Source organism: Acinetobacter psychrotolerans (assembly GCF_048552595.1).
Classification (GTDB): domain Bacteria; phylum Pseudomonadota; class Gammaproteobacteria; order Pseudomonadales; family Moraxellaceae; genus Acinetobacter.
The window spans coordinates 38,155-61,409 of sequence record NZ_JBIMDK010000001.1; the positions used below are offsets into that span (position 1 = coordinate 38,155).

Annotated in this window: 15 protein-coding genes; 8 read left to right on the forward strand and 7 right to left on the reverse strand. The window is 39.0% G+C overall.

What is annotated here, in order from left to right:
• Position 1: 1 nt before the first annotated feature.
• Complete coding sequence (locus ACG94X_RS00175; protein ID WP_419381727.1) at positions 2-583, reverse strand: DUF805 domain-containing protein; 582 nt, start codon at positions 581-583, stop codon at positions 2-4.
• A gap of 296 nt (positions 584-879) precedes the next feature.
• Here ACG94X_RS00175 and acs point away from each other — a divergent pair, with 296 nt between their 5' ends.
• Both acs and ACG94X_RS00185 read left to right on the forward strand, forming a co-directional pair.
• Positions 880-2,823 (forward strand): acetate--CoA ligase, encoded by a 1,944-nt coding sequence (gene acs, locus ACG94X_RS00180; protein WP_419381728.1) that lies wholly within the window; start codon positions 880-882, stop codon positions 2,821-2,823.
• 179 nt (positions 2,824-3,002) lie between these two features.
• Complete coding sequence (locus ACG94X_RS00185; RefSeq protein ID WP_419381729.1) at positions 3,003-4,184, forward strand: acyl-CoA dehydrogenase family protein; 1,182 nt, start codon at positions 3,003-3,005, stop codon at positions 4,182-4,184.
• A gap of 145 nt (positions 4,185-4,329) precedes the next feature.
• Here the strand turns inward: ACG94X_RS00185 and ACG94X_RS00190 are convergent, their stop codons facing one another.
• The 3 genes from ACG94X_RS00190 to msuE all read right to left on the reverse strand — a co-directional run bounded on the left by ACG94X_RS00190 (position 4,330) and on the right by msuE (position 9,550).
• Entirely contained in the window at positions 4,330-7,161 is a 2,832-nt protein-coding gene (locus ACG94X_RS00190; protein ID WP_419381730.1) for an ImpA family metalloprotease, read from the reverse strand.
• A gap of 457 nt (positions 7,162-7,618) precedes the next feature.
• On the reverse strand, positions 7,619-8,767 hold the full coding sequence (gene sfnG / locus ACG94X_RS00195; protein WP_419381731.1) for a dimethylsulfone monooxygenase SfnG: 1,149 nt from the start codon (positions 8,765-8,767) through the stop codon (positions 7,619-7,621).
• Positions 8,768-8,812: 45 nt separating this feature from the next.
• Positions 8,813-9,550, reverse strand: a complete 738-nt coding sequence (gene msuE / locus ACG94X_RS00200) for an FMN reductase (protein ID WP_419381732.1) — start codon at positions 9,548-9,550, stop codon at positions 8,813-8,815.
• A 380-nt stretch (positions 9,551-9,930) separates the two neighbouring features.
• On the opposite strand from msuE, the gene ACG94X_RS00205 reads away from it, so the two are divergent.
• On the forward strand, positions 9,931-10,584 hold the full coding sequence (locus ACG94X_RS00205) for a response regulator (protein WP_419381733.1): 654 nt from the start codon (positions 9,931-9,933) through the stop codon (positions 10,582-10,584).
• A gap of 59 nt (positions 10,585-10,643) precedes the next feature.
• Here ACG94X_RS00205 and ACG94X_RS00210 read toward each other — a convergent pair whose 3' ends face one another.
• Together ACG94X_RS00210 and ACG94X_RS00215 are read right to left on the reverse strand one after the other, a co-directional pair.
• Positions 10,644-11,411, reverse strand: coding sequence for a hypothetical protein (locus tag ACG94X_RS00210; protein WP_419381734.1), 768 nt, complete (start codon positions 11,409-11,411; stop codon positions 10,644-10,646).
• Between the two features lie 497 nt (positions 11,412-11,908).
• Positions 11,909-15,400: a hybrid sensor histidine kinase/response regulator gene (locus ACG94X_RS00215; protein ID WP_419381735.1), complete on the reverse strand. Its 3,492-nt coding sequence runs from the start codon at positions 15,398-15,400 to the stop codon at positions 11,909-11,911.
• 185 nt (positions 15,401-15,585) lie between these two features.
• Between ACG94X_RS00215 and ACG94X_RS00220 the strand changes: the two genes are divergently transcribed.
• The 4 genes from ACG94X_RS00220 to ACG94X_RS00235 all read left to right on the forward strand — a co-directional run bounded on the left by ACG94X_RS00220 (position 15,586) and on the right by ACG94X_RS00235 (position 20,597).
• Positions 15,586-15,921, forward strand: a complete 336-nt coding sequence (locus tag ACG94X_RS00220; protein WP_419381736.1) for a DUF485 domain-containing protein — start codon at positions 15,586-15,588, stop codon at positions 15,919-15,921.
• Between the two features lies 1 nt (position 15,922).
• Positions 15,923-17,638 (forward strand): cation acetate symporter, encoded by a 1,716-nt coding sequence (locus ACG94X_RS00225; protein WP_419381737.1) that lies wholly within the window; start codon positions 15,923-15,925, stop codon positions 17,636-17,638.
• A gap of 143 nt (positions 17,639-17,781) precedes the next feature.
• On the forward strand, positions 17,782-18,462 hold the full coding sequence (locus ACG94X_RS00230; protein ID WP_419381738.1) for an ion channel: 681 nt from the start codon (positions 17,782-17,784) through the stop codon (positions 18,460-18,462).
• 167 nt (positions 18,463-18,629) lie between these two features.
• Positions 18,630-20,597, forward strand: coding sequence for a glycine betaine transporter (locus ACG94X_RS00235; RefSeq protein ID WP_419381739.1), 1,968 nt, complete (start codon positions 18,630-18,632; stop codon positions 20,595-20,597).
• 62 nt (positions 20,598-20,659) lie between these two features.
• Here ACG94X_RS00235 and omp33-36 read toward each other — a convergent pair whose 3' ends face one another.
• A complete protein-coding gene (gene omp33-36 / locus ACG94X_RS00240) occupies positions 20,660-21,544 on the reverse strand; it encodes a porin Omp33-36 (RefSeq protein WP_419381740.1) in 885 nt (294 codons plus the stop codon).
• Positions 21,545-22,424: 880 nt separating this feature from the next.
• On the opposite strand from omp33-36, the gene blaOXA reads away from it, so the two are divergent.
• Entirely contained in the window at positions 22,425-23,255 is an 831-nt protein-coding gene (gene blaOXA, locus ACG94X_RS00245) for a class D beta-lactamase (RefSeq protein WP_419381741.1), read from the forward strand.

A 23,255-nucleotide genomic window follows, 5' to 3' on the forward strand; every position in this document is an offset into this window, starting at 1 on the left:
ATTAAAAATATTCAGTACCTTGTTGAAGTATCACACTTGGGTTGTCAATATTTCCCGAGCCTACTAAATACGACACAACACTTACAGATGTAAATAAGCCAATAACGAAGACAATAATCATTGACCAAGCGATTAATTTTTCAATAAAAGTCGTAGGGCGTGGGTGTCCGAAACGATTAGCACGGTTGCAACCTCGAGCGAAGAGTAAATACAACATCATAAAAAATTGAACAATTGGAATGAGGAATAATAGGATCAACCAACCAGATTTGTTGCGATCATGGAGTCTGCGAATAATGACGATGACCAAGCTATAAATATATAAAGCGCATAAGATGAAATATGAAAGTTCACCTATCCATGAAAGTGAACTGAGTGCAGGTTGACTTAAATGTAGTGCACTGAAATTAACAACGCCCAATGTAAAACTTAAAAGTAGTGCTGCAATTGAGAAAAAAAGCTGTAATAAGCCCAACCATGCAATATAACTTAAGCGTGTGAAGCGTCCTTGGCTGGATAATGGATGATCTGTTGCAGAAATTTGTTTCTTTGAAAAAAACGGTGCGGATTCTTGAGCTTGCATGACAGTTTTGTCCAAATTAAAGATGCTCGATAAGTAAATGTTTTTTTCTGAAAAAAGTCATATGTCTTTACCTAGATAAATTATAAGATCAAAAGAAGTGCATAGATATTGAAAATCAGAATATTTTTGCAAATGACTTAGCAAATTCATGTCGTTAGAGTGAACGCCGCATCTACGACCAAAGCACAATTGTTATACAAAATGCGCTATCGTAATACTGACAGCATGCAAGTAATAAAATCAAGAACGTAGGCATACATCCCGTGATGGGGTGAAAAAACCAAGGAAGTATAAATATGAATGAAATATATCCAGCGCCAGAACATTTTGTAAAAACAGCAAGAACAAATGAACAACAGTATTTTGAACGATATCAGCAGTCTATAGATAATCCAGATGCATTTTGGGCAGAGGCTGCGAATAAACTGGATTGGATAAAACCATTTACGCAAGTGAAAAATACTAGTTTTGACAATAATGACTTTAAAATTGAATGGTTTGCAGATGGCGAATTGAATGTCAGCGCAAATTGTTTAGATCGTCATTTAAAAGAGCATCCGCTTAAACCTGCAATTATTTGGGAAGGTGATCATCCATCACGTCATAAAATCATTTCTTTCGAAGAGTTACATGATGAAGTCTGTCGTTTTGCCAATGTCCTGAAAAAACAAGGTATTACTAAAGGCGACCGTGTTGTGCTGTATATGCCAATGATTCCAGAGGCAGCGATTGCAATGTTGGCGTGTACTCGTATTGGTGCTGTGCATTGCGTGGTTTTTGGTGGGTTTTCACCTGACTCATTGGCAAGCCGTATTGATGATAGCCAAGCCAAATTGGTGATCACAGCGGATCAAGGCATGCGTGGTGGTAAAACGATTCCACTGAAAGAAAATGTCGATGCTGCACTGAAACTGGATGGCACATCTTCTGTGCAGAATATGATTGTGGTACATCGCACGGGACATCCAATTGAGATGAAAGAAGGGCGTGATTTGTGGTACCACATGGAAATCATGACGGTAACCGATATTTGCCCACCTGAACCGATGAATGCCGAAGATCCTTTATTCATTCTCTATACTTCAGGCTCAACTGGAAAACCAAAAGGTGTCTTGCATACCACTGGCGGTTATCTGACCTATGTCAATTCAACCTTCCGTGAAGTATTCGATATAAAACAAAATGATGTGTTTTGGTGTACCGCAGATGTCGGTTGGATTACAGGGCATTCTTATGTGTTGTATGGTCCACTTTCTAACGGTACAACCACGGTCATGTCTGAGGGGATTCCACAGTATCCAACGTGGGCACGTACAGGACATATTGTCGATAAACACAATATTACGATTCTCTATACAGCACCGACAGCGATTCGCGCAATGATGCGTGAGGGTGATGCTTTTGTCCGTGAAAGTGATCGCAGCAGCTTGCGTTTACTGGGTTCTGTGGGTGAGCCTATTAATCCTGAAGCATGGAATTGGTACTATACGGTGGTGGGTGAAAGCCGTTGTCCAATTGTAGACACTTGGTGGCAGACGGAAACAGGCGGTATTCTTATTTCTCCATTACCCGGTGCAACGCCACTGAAACCGGGTTCGGCAACTCGTCCATTGTTTGGTATACAGCCTGCATTGGTCGATGCTGATGGTAACGTAGTTGAAGGCGAGGGCGAAGGGAATCTGATTATTAAGGATTCTTGGCCGGGTCAGATGCGTACTATTTGGGGTGACCCTGAGCGATTTATTGAAGCGTATTTTTCTACTTATCCGGGAACGTATTTTACTGGTGATGGTGCGCGTCGTGATAAAGATGGTTATTACTGGATCACAGGTCGTGTGGATGATGTCCTGAATGTATCGGGTCACCGTCTAGGTACAGCAGAGATTGAAAGTGCTTTGGTTGCCCATGAAAAAGTGGCTGAAGCCGCTGTGGTGGGTATGCCACATGATATTAAAGGTCAGGGCGTTGCTGCTTATGTCACCTTACAGGCGGGTGAAGCTGAAACAAATGAGTTACGAAAGGAACTCGTTGGTTGGGTGCGTAAAGTGCTTGGACCCGTTGCCACACCTGATGCAATTTATTGGGCACCTGCATTACCTAAAACACGTTCGGGTAAAATCATGCGTCGTATTTTGCGGAAAATTGCCGCAAACGAATTGGATAGTCTCGGTGATACATCAACATTGGCAGATCCAAGTGTCGTAGATCAATTGATTACGGAAGTAAAAGCCAATAGTTAAAGCCTTTGTTTTAATCATTTAACTTTAAATTCTATCTGAAAGTTGAATACCGTCTGAATGTTTCAGGCGGTATTTTTGATTGATGTTTTTAAATTATAGAATAAGCACAGCAGGCATTTAGATAAGGAATATTGCAGTGATCTGCTAAGCTAAAAATAGAATGATATAAGGACTGGATAATGAACGCAGCACAACCGAGTTTTACTCAGCATCCGCTTGAAATTGCACAACAACTGGCAAATCAGTTTGCACAGACAGCAGCAGCACGGGATAAGCTCGGTGGTAATCCTAAAGCGGAACGTGATTTAATTCGTGATAGTGGCTTGCTCGGTTTATCCATCCCTAAAGTATACGGTGGTCAGGGGGCAGACTGGTCGACTATTTTCAAAACCATTCAAACTATTGCACAAGTGGACAGTTCTTTAGCGCATGTATATGGATTTCATCATTTACTGATCGCAACAGTGCAGCTTTTTGCACAGCCTGAACAATATGGGAAGTGGTTTGAACAAACAGCAAAAGACAATTTATTTTGGGGTAATACTCTAAATCCTTTGGATAAACGCACGGTAGTAGAACAAATCTCTGAACATGAATATATTTTTCAGGGTGATAAAAGCTTTTGTTCAGGTTCAATAGATTCGGACATTTTGTTGTGTTCAGGCTATAACGATGCAGGAAAATTACTGATAGCGGCGATTTCTACTGTACGTGAAGGTGTCAGCTTTTTAGGGGACTGGAACAATATGGGACAGCGCCAAACGGACAGTGGTAGCAGTCACTTTGAACAGGTTAAAATTCATAAAGATGAGCTATTGCTTAATCCTGGGCCATTAAGTACTCCGTATTCAAGTTTACGTCCGCTGATTGCACAGCTGATTTTTGTGCATTTATTTTTAGGGGTTGCAGAAGGTGCTTTTGAAGTGGCAAAGCAAACGGTGCAAAGCCAAAAAGCATGGTCTAAATCATTGGTTGAAAATGTAGTAAATGACCCATTTACTCAAAAGCATTTTGCCGAGTTCTATGTGCAGCTTGAAAGTGTTCGTTTATTGGCAAATAAAGCTGTGGAAACCCTACAGCATGCTTGGAATATTGGAGAGAATTTGACTTCTGAGCAGCGTGGAGAAGTCTCTGTTGCTATTGCGACTGCGAAAATTGCAGCGACCAATACCTCTTTATTTGTGACACAAAATATTTTCCAAGTGATGGGTGCGAGGGCAACCACAGCACAACTTAATTTAGATCGTTTCTGGCGCAATGTGCGTACACAAACTTTGCATGATCCAATTGATTATAAATATCAAGAAATTGGGGAGTGGGTGCTGACAGGAAAAGTGCCTGATCCGAGTTTTTACTCATAAAGCTTTATCCATAATATTTTGGTGTTAATACTAATTTATACCAATTCAAATAACCCAACAAAAAGCCCTGAGTCATATTGACTCAGGGCTTTTTGTTTTGTGGATCATTCAAATGATCAGTAAAGATGTATTAATTCAAACAGCATCAATATGGATAATTTGCAACAACACCTGTAGAGGGCAAAGTGATCCAAGTGCCTTCGTTTAAGTAATTCGAACGGTTGGCAGGTTGTGCATAGAAATTTAACGGTGCAGCAGGTAAATTCAGCATAGCAACCGATGCATGAGCCGTATCACTGATAGGTAAACCATAGAGTTTGAATATCTCACTCAAGTCGTAGCCGATTATTTTTGAGCTCAGTACATAAATCATTTCAGGATTGGTCAGATTTTTGCTGCTGTATGCGCCTAGGCCCAGTTTGTTTTTGTCTGCTTCAGAAGCTTTGCTCAAATCAATCTGATTGTATAGACGCTGTGAAATATTCAGTAAGCGCATAAATTCCATCACGCCTTGAGAGTTGGGTTTCGCTTTGCCCTGATGCAATTTTGTATAGTTCAGCGCAAGTTGCATGTGAACAGCCTGTTTGGCATTGTCACTGCCTTGCCAAAGCATTTTTTCCATATTCGTGCGTAAAGCTTCACCGCTTAAACCACTGTCACGATTGGTTTTAATGTAGTTGTATAACTGTGGATGGTTAAAGTTATTACCATTATTGTCCAAGCCATAAATTTCATTTTTACGAAGCATGCTCAAACCCGCCAGAATATTATTATTACATTCTGTACCGCAGCCGATGGTGGTCTTATTCTCTGTCGATGGGAAGGTCATGGTTAAAACACCTTGAACTGTATTATGTCCCAGTTCATGTACCCATCCCCAACCAATATCCAGTCCAGTTGAACCATCTGACGGATTACCAGAACAGAGGAAACCACAGGTCGCAATCCATCCGACAAAATGCTGAACATTTGGTGCGCGGTGAATCGTACCCGTACAATCCCATCCCAGTGTATTACAGTATTGCTGAGTGCTGTTATCCAGTGGCATGTTGTTATAACCATTGGCAATATGGTTACTGTCATATATCACAGTCTTGATTCTTTCGATATATACATCGGGTGTTAAATTACCAATCGCTTTAAGGGCATAGGCATTGGTCTGCTGAATTTCCCCGCCGACAAATTTAAAGGTATTCCATCCAAAGGTTTTACTTTGTAGAACCTGAGTCGCTTGACTTTTTTCAGCCTGAGACATCTCTTGGGTAAAGTCATAATGTGCATATTTTGCACTGCCTTTAATTTTCAGCGTAATGGTGCTACCTGCCTTGGCATTGTTATAAGTTAGCATCAATGGTCCACCAAATGGACTGATAAAAGCATTGTCCTGCTGCGTATCCAGTTTGACGTTATAACTGTTTGGTCGCAGTGGGCGTTTATAGCCATCATCATCAAATGGATTACCCCAAGCTCGTAAATAACTGGTCTGTACTGACAGATTTGCACCCTGAGCATCTACCACTTGAATGCTCATCGCTTTGGCAGGAATACTGGCACGACCAATGGCGGTAATTCCTGAAGTTTGCGGAATGGTGACCGTGATGGTTTCCCAGTCACTGCTGACAGGCATATTTTGAGCTTCTACAGGCATATAGTCGCCTGCACCAGTAAGCGATGCTGTGGTTGCATGACGTTTATAATCGAGCCATGCATCGGAGGCGTAGGCTTGCATGAATGCCTGAGCATCACCATTTTTCTTTAAATTGTTGTAATTTACGCTTGGACGCCATAGATCTGCAAGCAACACCAGTGGTTTTAAAATACTGTTGGTATTTTGCTCGCTAAAAGCAGAAAGGCCCTGATTATTCAAATTCTGTAATGAACTGGATAGCGTATTGATGCCTTGAATGATGGCATGGTCAGATTTCAGTTCGCCTAAATTAACCGCAGCGGGATCTGCAAAATATTGTAAGACATTAATGGTTGCATCAATTTGATTGAATTGATCCCAGCGTTGTTGAGGGCTGAGTTTAGCCGACAGCAGAATTTCATCTTTATTACGATAATAGCTATTGTTGGCTTGCATATTCATTGCTGCCAACACTTTATCAATATTACTATTCATGCCATATGTATTGGCTTGAAAATAAACAGCTTTACCTGCTTTTAAATATTTTTCAATTAGCTCTTTTTCAAATGTTTGGTTGGCAATATTGGAACTGATTACAATCAGGTCAAGGTCTTGCCAACAGGCATTTTTAGGATCTAAAGCATTACATTCTGGAAATGTTACAGTTGTTCCAAGTTGTTGTTCCAAATAGCGTTTAACTTGATCAACGGGCATACCTTGTACAGAGACATTTAGTACTTTATTCACTGCCTGTTTGGTATCACCAGTAATAAGCCAACGTAGGCTGTTGTTTAGTACTTCGGTAAATTGGGTGAAATCTGGATTGCTATTCAATACACCATTGAACATATTCTGTCCGTAGGCGAGGGCACGACCATTGCCAATTTGACTGGCAACGCCCAAGCCACAGCCTTTATTGTTCTGTAAAGTCAGTGCCCAGTTACAGTTTTTATCACTGACTGCAATCGGCAATGCTGTACTTAAATCGGTTGGATATATATTAATTGAAGCATTTGGCGTAAATTGTAAATAGGGCTGTAGCGGCTGATTATTGGTATTGCTATACAAAGCGGTAAGCAGTTTTTTTTGCCAATTCTGTTGTTGTTTTGCGGTATTCAAGGCTAAATTGATGAGTGTTTGGCGATCTTGTTCTGTTAAATTTGCGGCACTCCCTGTTTCTAAAGCCAGTTTCACACGGTCATTGGGAACGATCACAGGCGGAATAATAGGTTTTTCTTCTGGCTGAGCAGAATCTCCGTTACTGCTACCGCCCCCACCACAGGCAGTTAATCCGATGGATAAAGATAGTGCCAATAATGTGGTTCTAAATGCTAAAGCGTTTAAAGCCATGATGCGTTCCCCAAAATAAAAATAATGACAAAAATGTCATAAAAAGATCATTCGATTATATGGGGAATTTTGATTTGAGTATTGTTTTTTTGAAGCTATCTTTTTGTTTTTAAATTGAATTGTGTTATATAAAGTAGCTTTAATGTGATGTGGATTAAATTAATCAAAATGTATTTTATGGACTTTAATTGTAATATGAATTTTGATGTATAAGGTTTTGATAATTGCGTCTGTTGATCAACTATGTGTGAGGTAGTAACAAGCTCTATATGCATTTGGAAATATGCAGTGATCGACTTGGTAATAGAATATTTGATTTTTTCCATAGTGATAAGTTAAAAAAATTATTGAAGAATTAAAATAAAAAAATCCCTCAAGCCGAGTCAAGAGGGAAAAACTGCAAAACTTTTAATTATTTATTGTTGTTTTCACAGCACTATTTTTTCAAACATTTATTTTAAGCTGATTTTGCGGTGATTTGACTTTTTTGAGCCTCTTCTAATTCACGAACTAAAGGCAGCACTTTTGCACCAAAATATTCAACTTCTTCGATAAAATGTAAAAAGGCTGAAAGCACTAAATCTACACCCACACTTTTAAGCTCAACAATTCGTTCTGCAATCTGTTGTGGCGTACCGATTAAGTTGGTTTTAAAACCATCGTTATATTGCACCAAATCTTCAAAAGTAGATTTTGCCCAGTTACCTTCACCTTCTTTAGACGCAGCACCTGCTTCGCGCGTTGCATCACCAAAAGCATTGACTGCTTCGACATTGGCACCATCAATAATGTCTTGTAGAACCTGCTTGGCTTCTTCTTCAGTATCACGGGCGATGATGAAGGCATTTACACCAATTTTGACTGAATGATGATTCAATTTGGCTTTTTCACGGATATCATCAATCTGCTTTTTCAGCTCGGCAGGTGTATTGCCATTGGTAAAATACCAATCGGAAACACGAGAAGCCATGTCTCGTGCGGCACGAGAGCTACCCCCTTGGAACACTTCAATATGTGGCTTTTGCACAGGTTTTGGTTTTAAAGTGTAATCTTTAAATTGGTAATATTTACCCTCAAAACTATAATTATCTGTCGTCCAGATGCCTTTTAAAGTACGGATAAACTCTTCCGAACGGACATAACGCTCATCATGCTCTGGCCACGGCTCGCCAATGGCATCAAACTCGCCACGAAACCAACCACTAACGACATTAATCGCCACACGACCATTTGTTAAATAATCAATGGTTGCCAATTGTTTTGCTGCTAGGACTGGTTTCCACGGACCAGGAAGAATTGCTGCAATGACTTTTAATTTTTCTGTTTTAGCTAATAAAGCATGACTAAAACTTACTGATTCATGCTGATTTTCCGCCCCATATCCTGCGGTAAAGCGAATTTGAGTCAGTGCATATTCAAACCCGTTTTTTTCCGCAGCTTGCGCCAAACGGACGTTATAGTCATAGCTCCAATCTGTACGTTGTTCAATATTACTGACTACCAAGCCGCCACTGACATTGGGAACCCAATAGGCAAATTTAACGGCTTCATTGTTATTTGATGGGGCATTTTTTAATGGATCGTTATTAAAGAGATATTTCGACATTTTCTCATCCTCTATTTTTTATGATCAATTTATATAAGGTTGTTATTAAGCAACCTGAGATTGTGGAGTTTTAGATTTTGCATGTAATAGATTCTCCGCAGCATCCAAACTTGGAACAGCAGCCGATGGCAAAACATCTTCCTGTTCAATTTGTTTGTTAATACCTAAGTTTTGATTGGCTTGTTCAGTTTTGGCTTTGACCACTTCTGCACGTTGACCTTTGGCAGGAGCCCATTCCAAAATAGGTAAAGCACGTGCCACGGCTAAGGTGATACGATCTTGCAGATGTTCACTTTTAATGGTGTATTCAGGCGTAAAGTCACGATCCGTTGCATAGACACCAATCGGTAAAGTCTGTGCTTGGAAGAAACTGAATAATGGGCGAAGTTGATGCTCAAGGACCAAAGCATGACGGTCTGAACCACCAGAAGCTGCAAGTAAAACAGGAACATCAACAAGCGCTGTTTGCTCTACGAAATCAAAAAAATGTTTAAATAAACCTGTGAATGAAGCACGGTAAACGGGTGTGCCGACAATCAACGCATCGGCAGCTTCAACAGCAGCCAAATCATCTTGCACACGTTGCGGAAGTTGATTGCGGTAAATCGCACCACCCAATAATTGCCCAATTTCACTGAATTTAATGAAATGCACATTAATTGGCGTTGCTTGGCCAAGTTCATCAATAATTGCTTGAACTAGACTTTCTGTTTTTGATGGATTATTTAAACCACCTGAAACTGCAACAATATTTAATGGTTTTTGTTGAGTAAAAATAGACATGTTGGCGACCTAATAAACTTAATCTCGGGATACCATTTATTAATCTATATTGTGGGATGCCCTGTAAAATAAGCAAAAACAGATTGGTTATCAGTTTTTAAGATAACCTCAAATGTGTTTAAATAACCATCAGATAAATGCTTTAAGTACATGAAGCTAAATGTTATTTTAAATTCAAATAAGCAATTCATTTTTATATCTTTATTTTATAATTAAAAATGATATTTAAATCTCAATTTTGCTGAATAACATAAAAAATGTAGGGAATAATAATTAAAGCCGATAAATAATCCAAAAATTCGTTAAGATTTACGTATCCTTAATAGCAATAGTGCGGTTAGAATGAAATAACTGTGCTAGAGAGATCTCTCGCTTCGCTTATGAATATTTTAATCGTTGATGATCATCCACTGTTTCGCCATGCGTTAATTCAGGCGGTTCGTTATAGTTTGCCACAAGCTCAGATCAATGAAACTGCGGCAGTTAATGAATTTTATGAACGTTTGGAAAATGGTCCAGAACCAGATCTAGTCTTATTGGATTTGAACTTACCCGGTGCTTCAGGTTTCTCTGCATTGGTGCATGTTCGTGCGCAGTATCCATCCCTTCCAATTATTATTGTGTCAGCTCACGAAGAACCCTCTATTATTCAACGTGCGATTGCGCATGGTGCAATGGGTTATATTCCGAAGTCAGCGCATCCGAGCCTGATTGGTGAAGCAATTCGTAAAGTGCTAGAGGGCGATCTTTGGTTACCGCCAAATTTACCGACAGCAAATATGAATTTTGACCCACGTGCTGCAGATGAAACGGCTTTGGCTGAACGTATCCAGTCTTTAACACCACAGCAATTCCGTGTGTTAATGATGGTGGCAGAAGGTTTATTGAATAAGCAAATTGCTTATGAATTGGACGTTTCAGAAGCAACCATTAAAGCGCACGTTACGGCTATTTTCCGTAAATTAGGTGTACAGAATCGTACACAGGCGGTTTTAGCGATTGGTGCTTTGAATATAGAAGAAAAGAAAGTTTAAGCTGCTCATAAAAAGTAAAAAGACCTCAATTGAGGTCTTTTTTATGATCTTTGAATGAATTAAGCCAAACAATCTTGTTTAGAAACAAGGTCTGGACAGCCTAAAGGATTCAAAGCACATTTTAGATCATCGATCTGATCTTGAGTCACATAGCCTTTGCTTTTTAAATAATCTGCAACACGATCATCACGCAGACTTAAAAAAGCAGCATCGTAAACGCCTAAATCTACGAACAATGCAGCTGTTTCTAAGCTATTAAAACGGTCAAGGAAAATATCATTACCGTACATTAAGAAGATATGGTCATAATCTGCTTGTGCATTTACATCTAAGCGGTGTGCCAATGTTGTTGGAGACGTTTTAATGAAAAGTAGGTCAGAAAGTTCATCAAATTGGGTCATATCCAATTGATTTTCATTGGTTTTGACTTTAGCCAACCATGCTTTAAAGACCAAAACTGCTCCACCACGAAGCAACATACTCCAAATTTGATGGCGTACTTCGTCATTTAGGCAACTCGATTCATCTTCTAAGCGTTGCACCAGTTTTTCTTCTTGTTGCGCTAATTTGTCAAATAATCCCAAACCTTGTGGATGAAATGCGGTCGGTGCAAATACATCAAGTTTAAGTTCATCAAAAATTTGTAACGCAAGTGGTACAGCACTTTGATACAGTGAATTTAAAGCTTGAATATGGGTATCGTTCAACTTGGTAAATTTAAAAATTTCTCGCCAATTAATTTCAGGCAAGATGGCATTTACACCGTATTGACGATGGAATTGTTGAGTTTGATGAATTCCATGCGGAACAAATTCTGAAATATTCATAGCAAAAATCCTATTTAAAAAATTGATGACGCATCAACGTTGCATCCCTGCACATTTAAGCGTTTTCTAACAATGTTCTAATTTTGGAATTATTTGAGATGCAATAAGAATGCGACTAAAGTTGTACAAGGTTGAAAATGTGTATTTTTAATGATTGAAATCAATGGAATGTGAATTTGTAACTAATTATACAAGTGTATATTGAGTATTTTGATGTTCTTTGCCATAGAAAAGGGTACTTTGAATTTTTTGGTCAATCAAACTGATTCACTTTTGCTAATTTTTGAATGTTTTTGCATAAATCCAAGAAAAATTTGCTATTTCACTTAAAAAATATGTCTATTGTTTAAGTTCAGCATCCTTATAAATGTTTCAAAAGATGAAGAAGAAATTTTTTAGATATTTAAAAATGAGGAATATTCATTTGAATGTGCAAAAAGAAAAGCTTTCTCCTCTAAAGGAAAAAGCTTCATAAAGTGCTGAAATATAACATCCGATTATTGAGATATTTTCAAACCCGATAACCATGCTCGTAATGATGCTGGCTTCAATGGTTTTTTAAGTAAGACCACATTTAAATCTTTAACACGTTGCGGTAATTCAGGGTCAGAATCGGCAGTGATTAACGCAGATGGGACATTTTCTTGACGATTTTCAACAATAAAATCTAAACCGATTTTGCCATGATTCAAATGTTGGTCGACCAACCACACTTGAATATTTTCCTGCTGAATTATTTCCAAGGCTTGTTCAGGTTCAGTGGCTTTGAATACTTGATAGCCCCATTTGGTCAGTAAGGTCGACATACCTTCTAAAATAGTTTCATCATTATCTAAACATAGAATTTTATAGGCTTTGGTCTTGAGTGGTATCGCTTGAATTGGAGAAGTCGTGACTTTTGGTGCAGCCACAATTGGCACTTCAATCATAAAGCAGGAACCTTTACCTAACTCTGAATAAACATGTACAGGGTAGTCCAATAGACTGGTCATACGTTGCACAATGGCTAAGCCAAGTCCTAAACCTTGCTCACCCCATGGAGAAGTGTGTCCACAACGTTCGAATTCTTGGAACAGTTTAATGCGTTGTTCTTCTGCAATACCGGGGCCTGTATCCCAAACACCAATTTTAATATGTTGCGGACGTGTTGCATCACGTAATACACCAACAATGACACGGCCACGTGCAGTATAACGTAGGGCATTACTGACGAAATTTTGGATAATACGACGAATCCATTGCGGATCAGTATCAATCCAAAACTGCACATCATGGACTTTAAATTGGATATTACGTTGTGCTGCAATAGACTTAAATTGTAATTCTAGATCACTCAATAAATCGTGCAGTGGGTAAGCTTGACGTTTAGGTTGAATAGAGCCACCTTCCAAACGTGCAATATCTAACAAGGCAGACAGCATACTTTCTGCACCATGTAAGGCTCGATCAAGTTGTTGTAAGGTTTTACTGTCTTCATCGGATTGAATACTTTGTTCTAAGGCGGTACTAAACAGGCGTGCAGCATGCATAGGTTGAAGTAGGTCATGACTGGCTGCTGCAATAAAGCGGCTTTTCGACATATTGGCTTTATCTGCTTGCTCACGTGCCAACTGTTGTTCGGTCAATGCATCGCCAAGTTGTTGAGTACGATCCGATACCCGTGCTTCTAGAACAGCCTCATTTTCACGGAAGGCGGTAATATCGGCAAAGGTTGTAACAAAACCACCACCTTCAATTGGATTACCACGCATTTGAATGACACGACCATCCTTACGGATACGTTCAAACTCATGTGCGCTACCGACTTTCATCCAATGAATCCGCTTACGCACATGCTCTTCGATGGAACCTGGTCCACATTCACCACGTTCAGCGTTATAGCGAATTAAATCTGAAATTGGACAACCGACATAAACCAGATCTTTTGGATAATCAAAAAGTTTTAAATATTGATTATTCCATGCGACCAAACACATATTTTCATCGACCACACTCACCCCTTGGGTCATATGGTCAATCATGGTCATAATGAGATTTTGATTGAAGCGTTGCCATTGTGAAGCTTGATCAAGAATATTGGCGACTTGACCTAAAGCTAAACCATTATTCACCATTGCTGTGGTGAGTAATGTTCGTGCAGATGCAGCTCCAATCGTGCCTGCTAAATATTGTTCGGTAAAACGCCACCACATACCATTGGCACTACTATTTTCATTCAACACTACATTATTGATGGTGCAGAACTGTTTAAATGCGTGAGTGGCTGGCCCATCACCTGTAATGCGTTTCGCGAGCGCAATTAAATCGCCAACTTTTAATTTCGCAACATCATGATGTAAATAGCTGATATCTGTGGATGTGCTTTGTGCAGGCAATGGCTTGGTTTCGTAATAGAAGAAACTTTCTGCCTGAATTTGTTCTGCAATACTGGGGCGGTAAATTCTAGAAACCCAGATATATAGCGTGATGTTTAAACCCAGTGCCCAAATCACACCATGTGTCAGGGGAGCGAAAGATTCAAAACCTAACAATGCTTCTGGTCGTAACCATTCAACACCCAATGGTCCATACATTAAAAGTTGGTGTGCAAGCTGGCTATATTCGTTCGGTAAACTGCGTAAAATGGTTGGGAATAATAAGGTATATGACCAAAGAATAAAGCCAACCACTAAACCTGCATACACGCCTTGACGGCTACCGCCACGCCAGTACAAACCACCAATGAGGGCAGGGGAGAATTGAGCCACAGCACTAAATGCTAATAGTCCAAAGGTAGATAACTGATCAATATCATTAAAGAAATGGAAGAATAAAAAGCCCAATAACATGACGGCAAGAATACAGACTCGACGAGTAAATTTAAGCACTTGTGGTAAGCGTTTATCATGCCGTGAAAGAATGCCAAATTGCCATAATGCAGGCATGATCAAGTCATTACTGAGCATGATAGACAAGGCAACAGACGATACCAATAACATACCTGTCGATGCTGAAAATCCGCCTAAAAAGGCTAAGAGCGATAACCAGTCTTGGTTGTAGCTGATCGGTAAAGATAAAACGGCAACATCTGGAATAGTTAAATAATGTGGTGCAGCATGCAGTGCCCAACTGGCAATTGGAATAATGGCGATAATTGTGAGTATTAGATATGCCGCAAACCAACGTCGTGCGCCACGAATATGTTTTTCATCACGTAGTTCAACCACTGCAACGTGGAACTGTCGTGGTAAACAAATAATGGCTAATGCGGCTAAAAGTGTTTGAACCCAAAAAGTTTCAGGGACACCAAACAATTGAACTTCATGAAAAGTTTTTTGTACATCTTTGGAAATTTGCACAATATTTTCAGGCGCATCGAAAATAAAGAAAAATGCCACACACAGCAGCGCAAAGAGTTTTACAAAAGATTCAAATGCCACTGCGAGCATTAAGCCGCCATGTTGTTCTGTATTGGCAATTTGTCGTGTTCCAAACATCATCGCCAAGATGGCTAAAACAGCGGTTAAGCCCAATACACCGTTGGTTGTACTAGATATGACCTCTGTGTTGTGATCGAGCATTACAGATGCACTGAGCGCAATAGCACGCAATTGCAAAGCAAGATAAGGAATAATCGCAACGACAGCAAGAATGGTGACTAAAGACGCCAATGTTCCACTTTTGCCGTAACGTGCAGCGACAAAGTCAGCAATAGAAGAAATAGCATGATGTTGACGTACACGGCCTAAACGTCGCCAAATATCATAACCGAGCCAAACGAACAGTAGTGGTCCCAAATAAATGGGGAGGAAAATAATCCCTTCACGAACCGCAGCGCCAGTTGCTCCATAAAATGTCCAAGAAGAGCAATAAACGCCCAATGTTAGACTAAAGAGAATCATCCTTCCGCGTGTACTTAATCGACTCGCATGCTTCTCTCCAAAGAAGGCGCAGACGAATAGAATGAGGATGTAAAGGGCGAGAACCCCTATAATTAACCAACTGTTCATAAGGACTACAGTATAAAAAGCTATGGCTATAATAGCGCATCGGTGAACTGACACGTTCAATTTGATCAAAATTTAACGACCAAAGTCTAAGTTACGAGAACCCCACAACATTGTTAATTTTAACAGTGTTAAAAATGATTAAAAAAAGCAACCAGAGGACTGGTCGCTTAACAAGGAGCATGGTTATGGATGAGAGACAAGTAGATGCGATTCTACAAAATCCAAAATTCAAAGAAATGGTTGCTAAAAAAAGTAAATTGAGCTGGACACTAACTGCAATTATGTTGTTTGTTTACGTTGGATTTATGCTTTTAGTTGGTTACAACAAGGAATTCTTATTAACGACGGTCACTCCTGGTGGGGTTACGACTTGGGGTATTCCTTTAGGTCTGGGTATTATCGTTCTATCTTTCATTTTGTGTGGTGTGTATTCATACATTGCCAATAATAAATTAGATCATTTGACCAATGATGCTATGAAAGAAGTTGAAGCGATCGCTCATGAGAAAGGATTACACTAAGATGAAATGGAACTCTTTAAAAACTAAAGCAGCTCTAGCATCTACTGCACTGCTTTCTACCCTTGCGCAAGCTGGCCCTGATTTGGGTGAAGCCCAGCAACAAGCGACCAATTGGCATGCAATTATCATGTTTGCCATTTTCGTCGGCTTAACTTTGTTCATTACCAAATGGGCAGCAAAACAAACCACGAGTACTGCAGATTTCTATACAGCAGGCGGTGGAATCTCAGGTTTCCAAAATGGTTTAGCGATTGCAGGTGACTATATGTCAGCAGCATCGTTCTTGGGTATTTCCGCATTGGTGTTTAGTTCAGGCTTTGATGGTTTGCTTTATTCACTTGGTTTCATGGTGGGTTGGCCAATCGTATTGTTCTTAGTTGCAGAACGTTTGCGTAACTTAGGTAAATATAATCTTTCAGACGTGGTTGCATTCCGTCTAGAAGAAAAACCAGTACGTACACTTGCTGCTATTAGCTCATTGGTTGTTGTTGCATTCTATTTAATCGCGCAAATGGTGGGTGCAGGTCAGCTCATCAAACTATTATTTGGTTTGAACTACAACATCGCAGTTGTAATCGTTGGTCTTCTTATGATGGCTTACGTGATCTTTGGCGGTATGTTAGCGACCACTTGGGTACAGATCATCAAAGCGGTGATGTTACTTTCAGGTGCAACTTTCATGGCATTCATGGTTATGCATTCTGTAGGTTATAGCTTCGCAGAAATGTTCAGACAGTCTATTGATGTATTTGCAAAAGTACATGACGTTACTGTCGCTGAAGCAAGCCACATCATGGGGCCAGGTAAATTGGCTGCCAATCCACTCGATGCCTTATCTTTAGGTCTTGCATTGATGTTCGGTACAGCAGGTTTACCCCATATTCTTATGCGTTTCTTTACGGTTAAAGATGCAAAAGAAGCACGTAAATCAGTTGTTGTTGCGACAGGCTTTATTGGTTACTTCTACCTATTAACATTCATCATTGGTTTCGGTGCGATCCTTTTCGTATCAAACAACCCACAATTCATCGACGTTGCAAAAATGGCGGTTACTGGTAAGTTAGAACTTGTTGGCGGTAACAACATGGCTGCGGTTCACTTGTCTGATGCTGTTGGCGGTGACTTGTTCATGGGCTTCATTTCAGCAGTAGCATTCGCGACCATTCTTGCAGTTGTTGCAGGTTTGACATTGTCAGGTGCTTCAGCAATTTCTCATGACTTGTATGCAAACGTATTCAAGAAAGGTCAAACAACCCCTGAATCTGAATTACGTATGTCTAAGATTGCAACTTTAGGTCTTGCTATTTTTGCAATGATCTTAGGTATTGTTTTCGAAAAACAAAACGTTGCATTCATGGTTGGCTTGGCATTCTCTGTTGCAGCGTGTGCAAACTTCCCGATCCTTGTACTTTCAATGTTCTGGAAAGGTTTAACAACACGTGGTGCGGTTATTGGTGGTTTGGCTGGTCTAATCACAGCAGTAACATTAATTATCTTATCTAAAGCAGTTTGGGTAGATACATTAAAAATCTCTGATACACCAATTAACCCATACAATGGTCCTGCGATCTTCGCTATGCCACTTGCATTCTTCTGCTGTTGGTTCTTCTCTGTGACTGATAAATCAGCACGTGCAGAAGCAGAACGCAAAGCATTTGATGCACAATACGTTCGTTCACAAACAGGTATTGGTATCTCAGGCACTTCAGATCACTAATTGAAACGATGCGATAATATGAAGAACACCTCCTTGGAGGTGTTTTTTTATGGCGTTTTAATTTTTTAAAATCAGAAAAAATTTATCAATGTTGATGAATGTGTTAATTTTAAAACTGATAAAAACAAACAGAATCTAAAAATATGCGTTCAATCATCGACTTTTGGACAGGCTTTAAATTATTACCTTCAGCATGGTTGTTGTTGGTGCAGTTACTCATTCTTATTTTATCGGTATATACCAGTGGCAGTCGAAGTTATCAGATTCTTACATGGTCATTGGGTGTTTTTGCATTATTAATGATTGCCAAAGTGATCCGACAAACCCCGACATTTACCATTTTGGGCTTAACTTTTGTCATTGGTGCATTTCTACTCTCATTGCTCATGTTGATGGGTTTTAGTTCAGTCACATTGCAAGTTTTTACCCATTTATTTGAGGCAGCAGCGTATTTTTGTGCCGCTTATGGTTTGATTCGTTATATGTTTGAAGACCGTTATTTAACTAAGGATGAACTTTTTGCTGCGGGTGCTGTATTTACTCTGATCGCTTGGGGATTTGCATTTTTATATAGTGTATGCCAATTATTAGTTCCACAAAGTTTTCAAAATCCAAATCATATTGCAGACTACCAATCATGGTTAGACCTATTATTTATTAGTTTTAGTTTGCAATCTGCGACGGGTTTATCCGATTTAATTCCGATTTCACCCGCAGCTCGTGTGCTTGCAATGTTGCAAATGTTTTGTGGTGTGATGTATTTTGCCCTCATCGTCTCACGGATGATTGCTTTGCAATATATTGATATTAAACCTAAATCATAACAATAAGGTGTTGTTACATTTACTAAATTGTTGAAAATGATAATTTAAATTATAATATGCCCCGAACCCAATCGTTATTCTGCAGGGTTCGTCTTTTTTCACATCTGTGAATGCCTTTCTTTGACTTTAAAAAGTCTATCCATCAAATATAAAAACCTGGAGGAACTATGCCTTCCAAAAAAGCCAAGTGGTTTGATAATGTCAATCCAAATGTTTTTTTCAGCACTGTAGGAATTATTGCACTTTTTTTAGCAGTCGTTGTTTTTGCACCAAATGCTTTCGAGTTAATGACCCAACAAATGAATCTATGGATCACTGATTCATTTAGCTGGTTCTATGTATTATCAGTCGCCATATTCTTAATTGTCCTGATTTGTATTGCTTTTTCAGACATGGGGAAAATCAAACTAGGACCCGATCACAGCCAACCTGAATATGGCAATGGATCATGGTTTGCCATGCTGTTTACCGCAGGTATGGGAATTGGACTGATGTTTTTTGGGGTCGCTGAACCCGTCATGCACTATGTCAACCCACCGACAGGTGACCCACAAAGTATTCAATCCGCACAACAAGCCATGAGAATCACCTTCTTCCATTGGGGCTTACATGCATGGTCAATCTATGCCATTGTCGGTTTAACTTTGGCTTATTTTGCCTTTCGCTATAACTTACCTCTCAAAGTACGCTCGGGTTTATATCCAATTATTGGTCAAAAAATTTATGGTCCAATTGGTGATGCAGTAGATACCTTTGCCACCATTGGTACGGTATTTGGTGTAGCAACGACTTTGGGTTTTGGTGTGACCCAAATTAATTCAGGATTGAATTATTTATTTGGCTGGGAAAGCAGTATTAGTACCCAAATCATGTTGATTATTTTTGTCAGTGCACTGGCTTCATTATCTGTTTTTATGGGTTTAGATAAAGGCATCAAGCGGCTTTCTGAGCTGAATTTGCTTTTAGCATTGTTACTACTCATTTTTGTATTTCTCACCAGTTCAAGTGTTTATATCCTACAAGGCACTATTCAAAACACTGGGCAATATATTTCCAATCTATTTAGCATGACCTTTAATTTATATGCTTATCAATCCAATGGTTGGATTGGCGGTTGGACAATTATGTATTGGGCATGGTGGATTTCATGGTCGCCATTTGTGGGAATGTTTATTGCACGAGTCTCTAAAGGTCGAACTATTCGGGAATTTATTGTAGGAGTACTGCTTATTCCGACAGGATTTACGCTGATTTGGATGGGCTTCATGGGAAATGCTGCCTTATTCAGTATTTTAGAGCAGGGCAATGTTGGGTTAATTTCGGCAGTGCAAAAAGATTCATCTGTCGCATTATTTGAGATGTTAACCCAGTTACCCTTTGCAGGGATTTCCAGTCTAGTCGCAACAGTCTTGGTGATTTTATTTTTTGTGACTTCTGCGGATTCAGGGGCGTTAGTAACAGATTATTTAACTGCAAAAACTGAACACTCTCCGACTTGGCAAAGGTTGTTTTGGACAGCGCTTATGGCAATCCTATCCATTATTTTATTGATGGTTGGTGGTTTGGGGGCTTTGCAATCTGCCACGATGATGAGTGCATTACCATTCACTTTTATCATGTTGCTGCTATGTTGGGGCTTAGTCAAAGCGTTACGTTTAGATGCTATGAAAATGCAAGCCTTGCAAGTGGCACGAATTACGCCAAGAGCTGTGCAGAACCCAAGAAGTTGGCAGCAACGCTTAGGGCTGATTATGCATTATCCACATCGCTATGCAGAAGTGCAGCACTACATTCAAAAAGATGTTGTGAAAGCATTTGAAAGTGTGCGTTTTGAATTTAAACGCCGTGATTTAAATGTACTGATCAAAGAAACTGAAGATGGAGTGCAATTGAGTGTAGATCATCATGATGAATTTAATTTTATCTATAAAGTCATTGCTCGAAAAACGGTAGCAGCAAGTTTTATGATGAATGATATGCATCAACAATCAGATGATTTTTATCAAGCTGAAGTTTTCTTGAGGGAAGGTGGTCAAAATTATGATGTGATGGAGTGGACGCAAGAAGATTTACTCCAAGACATTATTGACCAATATGAACGTCATTTACATTTCTTAAGTGTGGTTCGAAATTAAATAATTTGCGCAAAAAAAAAAGGACTCATATGAGTCCTTTTTTTGATTCAATTTCTAAAAAATTAGAAACGGAATTTAGCATTTACGCCAACAGTTTGAGTGTCACCAGCAAGCATTTCGTCTTGAGCACGGTTACCTTCATAGTTAGCATTTACATAGCTAGCACCAACTGCAATAGCAGGAGTGATGAAGTAATTTACGTTAGCACCCCAAGCTGAATCTGGAGTACCAGCATAGCTTGAAGCTGCATAAGATGCGCCAACGCTTAATTTAGGATTTAAATAAAGGTCAGTTTTCAATTGGTATGCAGTCGCATCACCATAGATGATGCCTGATTCAAACGCTAAAGACATGTTAGTACCGTCAATAGCACCAACGTATTTAGTACGTGCAGTGATCGCATCTTGGTCTTCGCCAATTGTTACAGCTTCAGCAACTGCTTTAGCAACGCCGTTACCCATAACATTGAATGCATCTAGAGCAGCTTGGTCAGCAACATTTGTGTAACCAACAGCAACTAGGAAGTTTTGAGTAGCAAGAGCACCTACTTCAAATGCAAAACGGTCGCCTTGATCATTTGACGCGCCATTTTTACCATCAAGGATAGTGTGGCTATAAGAAGCACTCGCGTATGCAGGTACATATGGAGTTGGAACATAAACTTCAGCTTTAGCGCCGTAGTTATGTACAACAACGTCAGAATCTAATTCGCCATAGTTATATGCCAAAGATACGTTAGACGCTTGGTTTAAGAACGCTGCTTCAGCCAATGGACCTTTTGAAGAGTCAACATTTTTGAAGAAGTAAGTACCTTGAAGACCGCCAGTGAAGTCTTTGTCATTTACAGTCGTATCGATGTATTCAGATTGACCTTGAACTTCGAATTGATAAGCTTGAGCACCAGTCATGGCTAATAATAAAGCAGTGGCTAAACCGAGTTTTTTCATAATCTTTTCCGATAGGACGAATTGTTGAAACACACGGCATTGTATTGTAACAATATATTAAGTCAATGATGTTTAAGAACATTGAATAATTGAAAAAGAAATAAAAATATGCTGTCTAAAAAATAGACAAATGGTTTGTTACAAGTCAACCCTATAAAAAAATCAATCAGAACAAGACAGTAAATTGATAAGAAAGTTTTAATTCATGTCAAAAATATGACAAAATATTAAATTTCCTATTAAATTTTTTTTCAATTATCAGAAAGCAATCGGTATTATCAATCATGAGGTAGTGTTCAATAGTTGGATTTTTTAGTCGACTCGGTTGTGGTAAAGCTTTATTTAATGATTAAATACATATCATATAGTTTATAATGTGTTTATAAACTCATTTATTTAAAAATCCGATAATTAATTCAAAAACTATCATTTTAATCAACTTTACAAATATGGATCTATTTCACATAATTGACGAATAAAGTTCATTGGTTAAAAATTGAACTTTAACTGATTTTAAAGTTTATATGCCCAGTTTTCCCCAAGACTGGGCTTTTTTTTATTTTGGAATTTATTTCTATCCAATATGTTTGATTACGCACTAGATTGGATCATTATTTTCACTGGTGTATCAACATTGGCATGATTATTGCCAAAAAAAATCCCAATTTTCAAGAAAACTGGGATTTTTCGCCAAAATCTGAGGAAGATTTAGAAATTCTGCTGAGGAATCATTCTAAACCGCCCTAATGAGGTGCATTATGCACTGATATGTTGCACGTGTAAATATTTTCTTACATTCAAATTAAAAATAATTCCAATAAAAAAGCCAAAACTTGAGAATATGAGTAGAGAAAGTCATTCAGAACAGTGAGTTAAATTGATGGGTGTTGTGAAAAAGATAAGCATGTGTGCATTATTCGTGAATTTATTGCTTTCAGGTTGTCAGTATCATCATCAAGAGGGTCAGACTATAACAACTCAACGCGCGCAGGATATTCCTTTATTGTTTAATCATGCTCAGACTCAAGCGGTATTTGTCACTTATGACGGTTCAACATTAAAACGTTATGGCAACGATTTAAAACGTTCAAATACGCAATATATTCCTGCATCTACTTTTAAAATGCTGAATGCGTTAATCGGTCTACAACATCAAAAAGTCACAACTACCGAACTATTTAAATGGAATGGTGAAAAGCGTTTTATTCCTGCATGGGAAAAAGATATGACTTTGGCAGAAGCGATGCAGGTTTCGGCTGTACCTGTCTATCAAGTGCTAGCAAGACGTATTGGTCATGATCTGATGCAACAAGAAGTACAACGAATCCAATATGGTAATGCTCAAATTGGATCACAAATCGACAGTTTTTGGTTAGTGGGACCATTAAAAATTAGTCCAGAGCAAGAGGCCCAATTTGCTTATCAGCTGGCAATGAAAAAATTGGCTTTTGACAGCACTGTTCAACAACAAGTTAAAGACATGCTTTATATTGAACGTCGTGGTGATACAAAACTTTATGCCAAAAGTGGTTGGGGAATGGATGTAGAACCACAAGTCGGTTGGTATACGGGATGGGTGGAACAACCCAATGGAAAAGTCACTGCTTTTGCTTTAAATATGCAAATGAAATCGGGTGATGATCCTGCGGAACGTAAACAATTAACTTTAGATATTTTGGATAAATTAGGTTTGTTTTTTTATGTACGCTAA

Excerpts from the sequence above, each read along its gene's own strand:
- ACG94X_RS00175 (WP_419381727.1), bottom strand. The coding sequence starts at position 583 with ATGCAAGCTCAAGAATCCGCACCGTTTTTTTCAAAGAAACAAATTTCT.
- acs (WP_419381728.1), top strand. The coding sequence starts at position 880 with ATGAATGAAATATATCCAGCGCCAGAACATTTTGTAAAAACAGCAAGA.
- ACG94X_RS00185 (WP_419381729.1), top strand. The coding sequence starts at position 3,003 with ATGAACGCAGCACAACCGAGTTTTACTCAGCATCCGCTTGAAATTGCA.
- ACG94X_RS00190 (WP_419381730.1), bottom strand. The coding sequence starts at position 7,161 with ATGGCTTTAAACGCTTTAGCATTTAGAACCACATTATTGGCACTATCT.
- sfnG (WP_419381731.1), bottom strand. The coding sequence starts at position 8,767 with ATGTCGAAATATCTCTTTAATAACGATCCATTAAAAAATGCCCCATCA.
- msuE (WP_419381732.1), bottom strand. The coding sequence starts at position 9,550 with ATGTCTATTTTTACTCAACAAAAACCATTAAATATTGTTGCAGTTTCA.
- ACG94X_RS00205 (WP_419381733.1), top strand. The coding sequence starts at position 9,931 with ATGAATATTTTAATCGTTGATGATCATCCACTGTTTCGCCATGCGTTA.
- ACG94X_RS00210 (WP_419381734.1), bottom strand. The coding sequence starts at position 11,411 with ATGAATATTTCAGAATTTGTTCCGCATGGAATTCATCAAACTCAACAA.
- ACG94X_RS00215 (WP_419381735.1), bottom strand. The coding sequence starts at position 15,400 with ATGAACAGTTGGTTAATTATAGGGGTTCTCGCCCTTTACATCCTCATT.
- ACG94X_RS00220 (WP_419381736.1), top strand. The coding sequence starts at position 15,586 with ATGGATGAGAGACAAGTAGATGCGATTCTACAAAATCCAAAATTCAAA.
- ACG94X_RS00225 (WP_419381737.1), top strand. The coding sequence starts at position 15,923 with ATGAAATGGAACTCTTTAAAAACTAAAGCAGCTCTAGCATCTACTGCA.
- ACG94X_RS00230 (WP_419381738.1), top strand. The coding sequence starts at position 17,782 with ATGCGTTCAATCATCGACTTTTGGACAGGCTTTAAATTATTACCTTCA.
- ACG94X_RS00235 (WP_419381739.1), top strand. The coding sequence starts at position 18,630 with ATGCCTTCCAAAAAAGCCAAGTGGTTTGATAATGTCAATCCAAATGTT.
- omp33-36 (WP_419381740.1), bottom strand. The coding sequence starts at position 21,544 with ATGAAAAAACTCGGTTTAGCCACTGCTTTATTATTAGCCATGACTGGT.
- blaOXA (WP_419381741.1), top strand. The coding sequence starts at position 22,425 with ATGGGTGTTGTGAAAAAGATAAGCATGTGTGCATTATTCGTGAATTTA.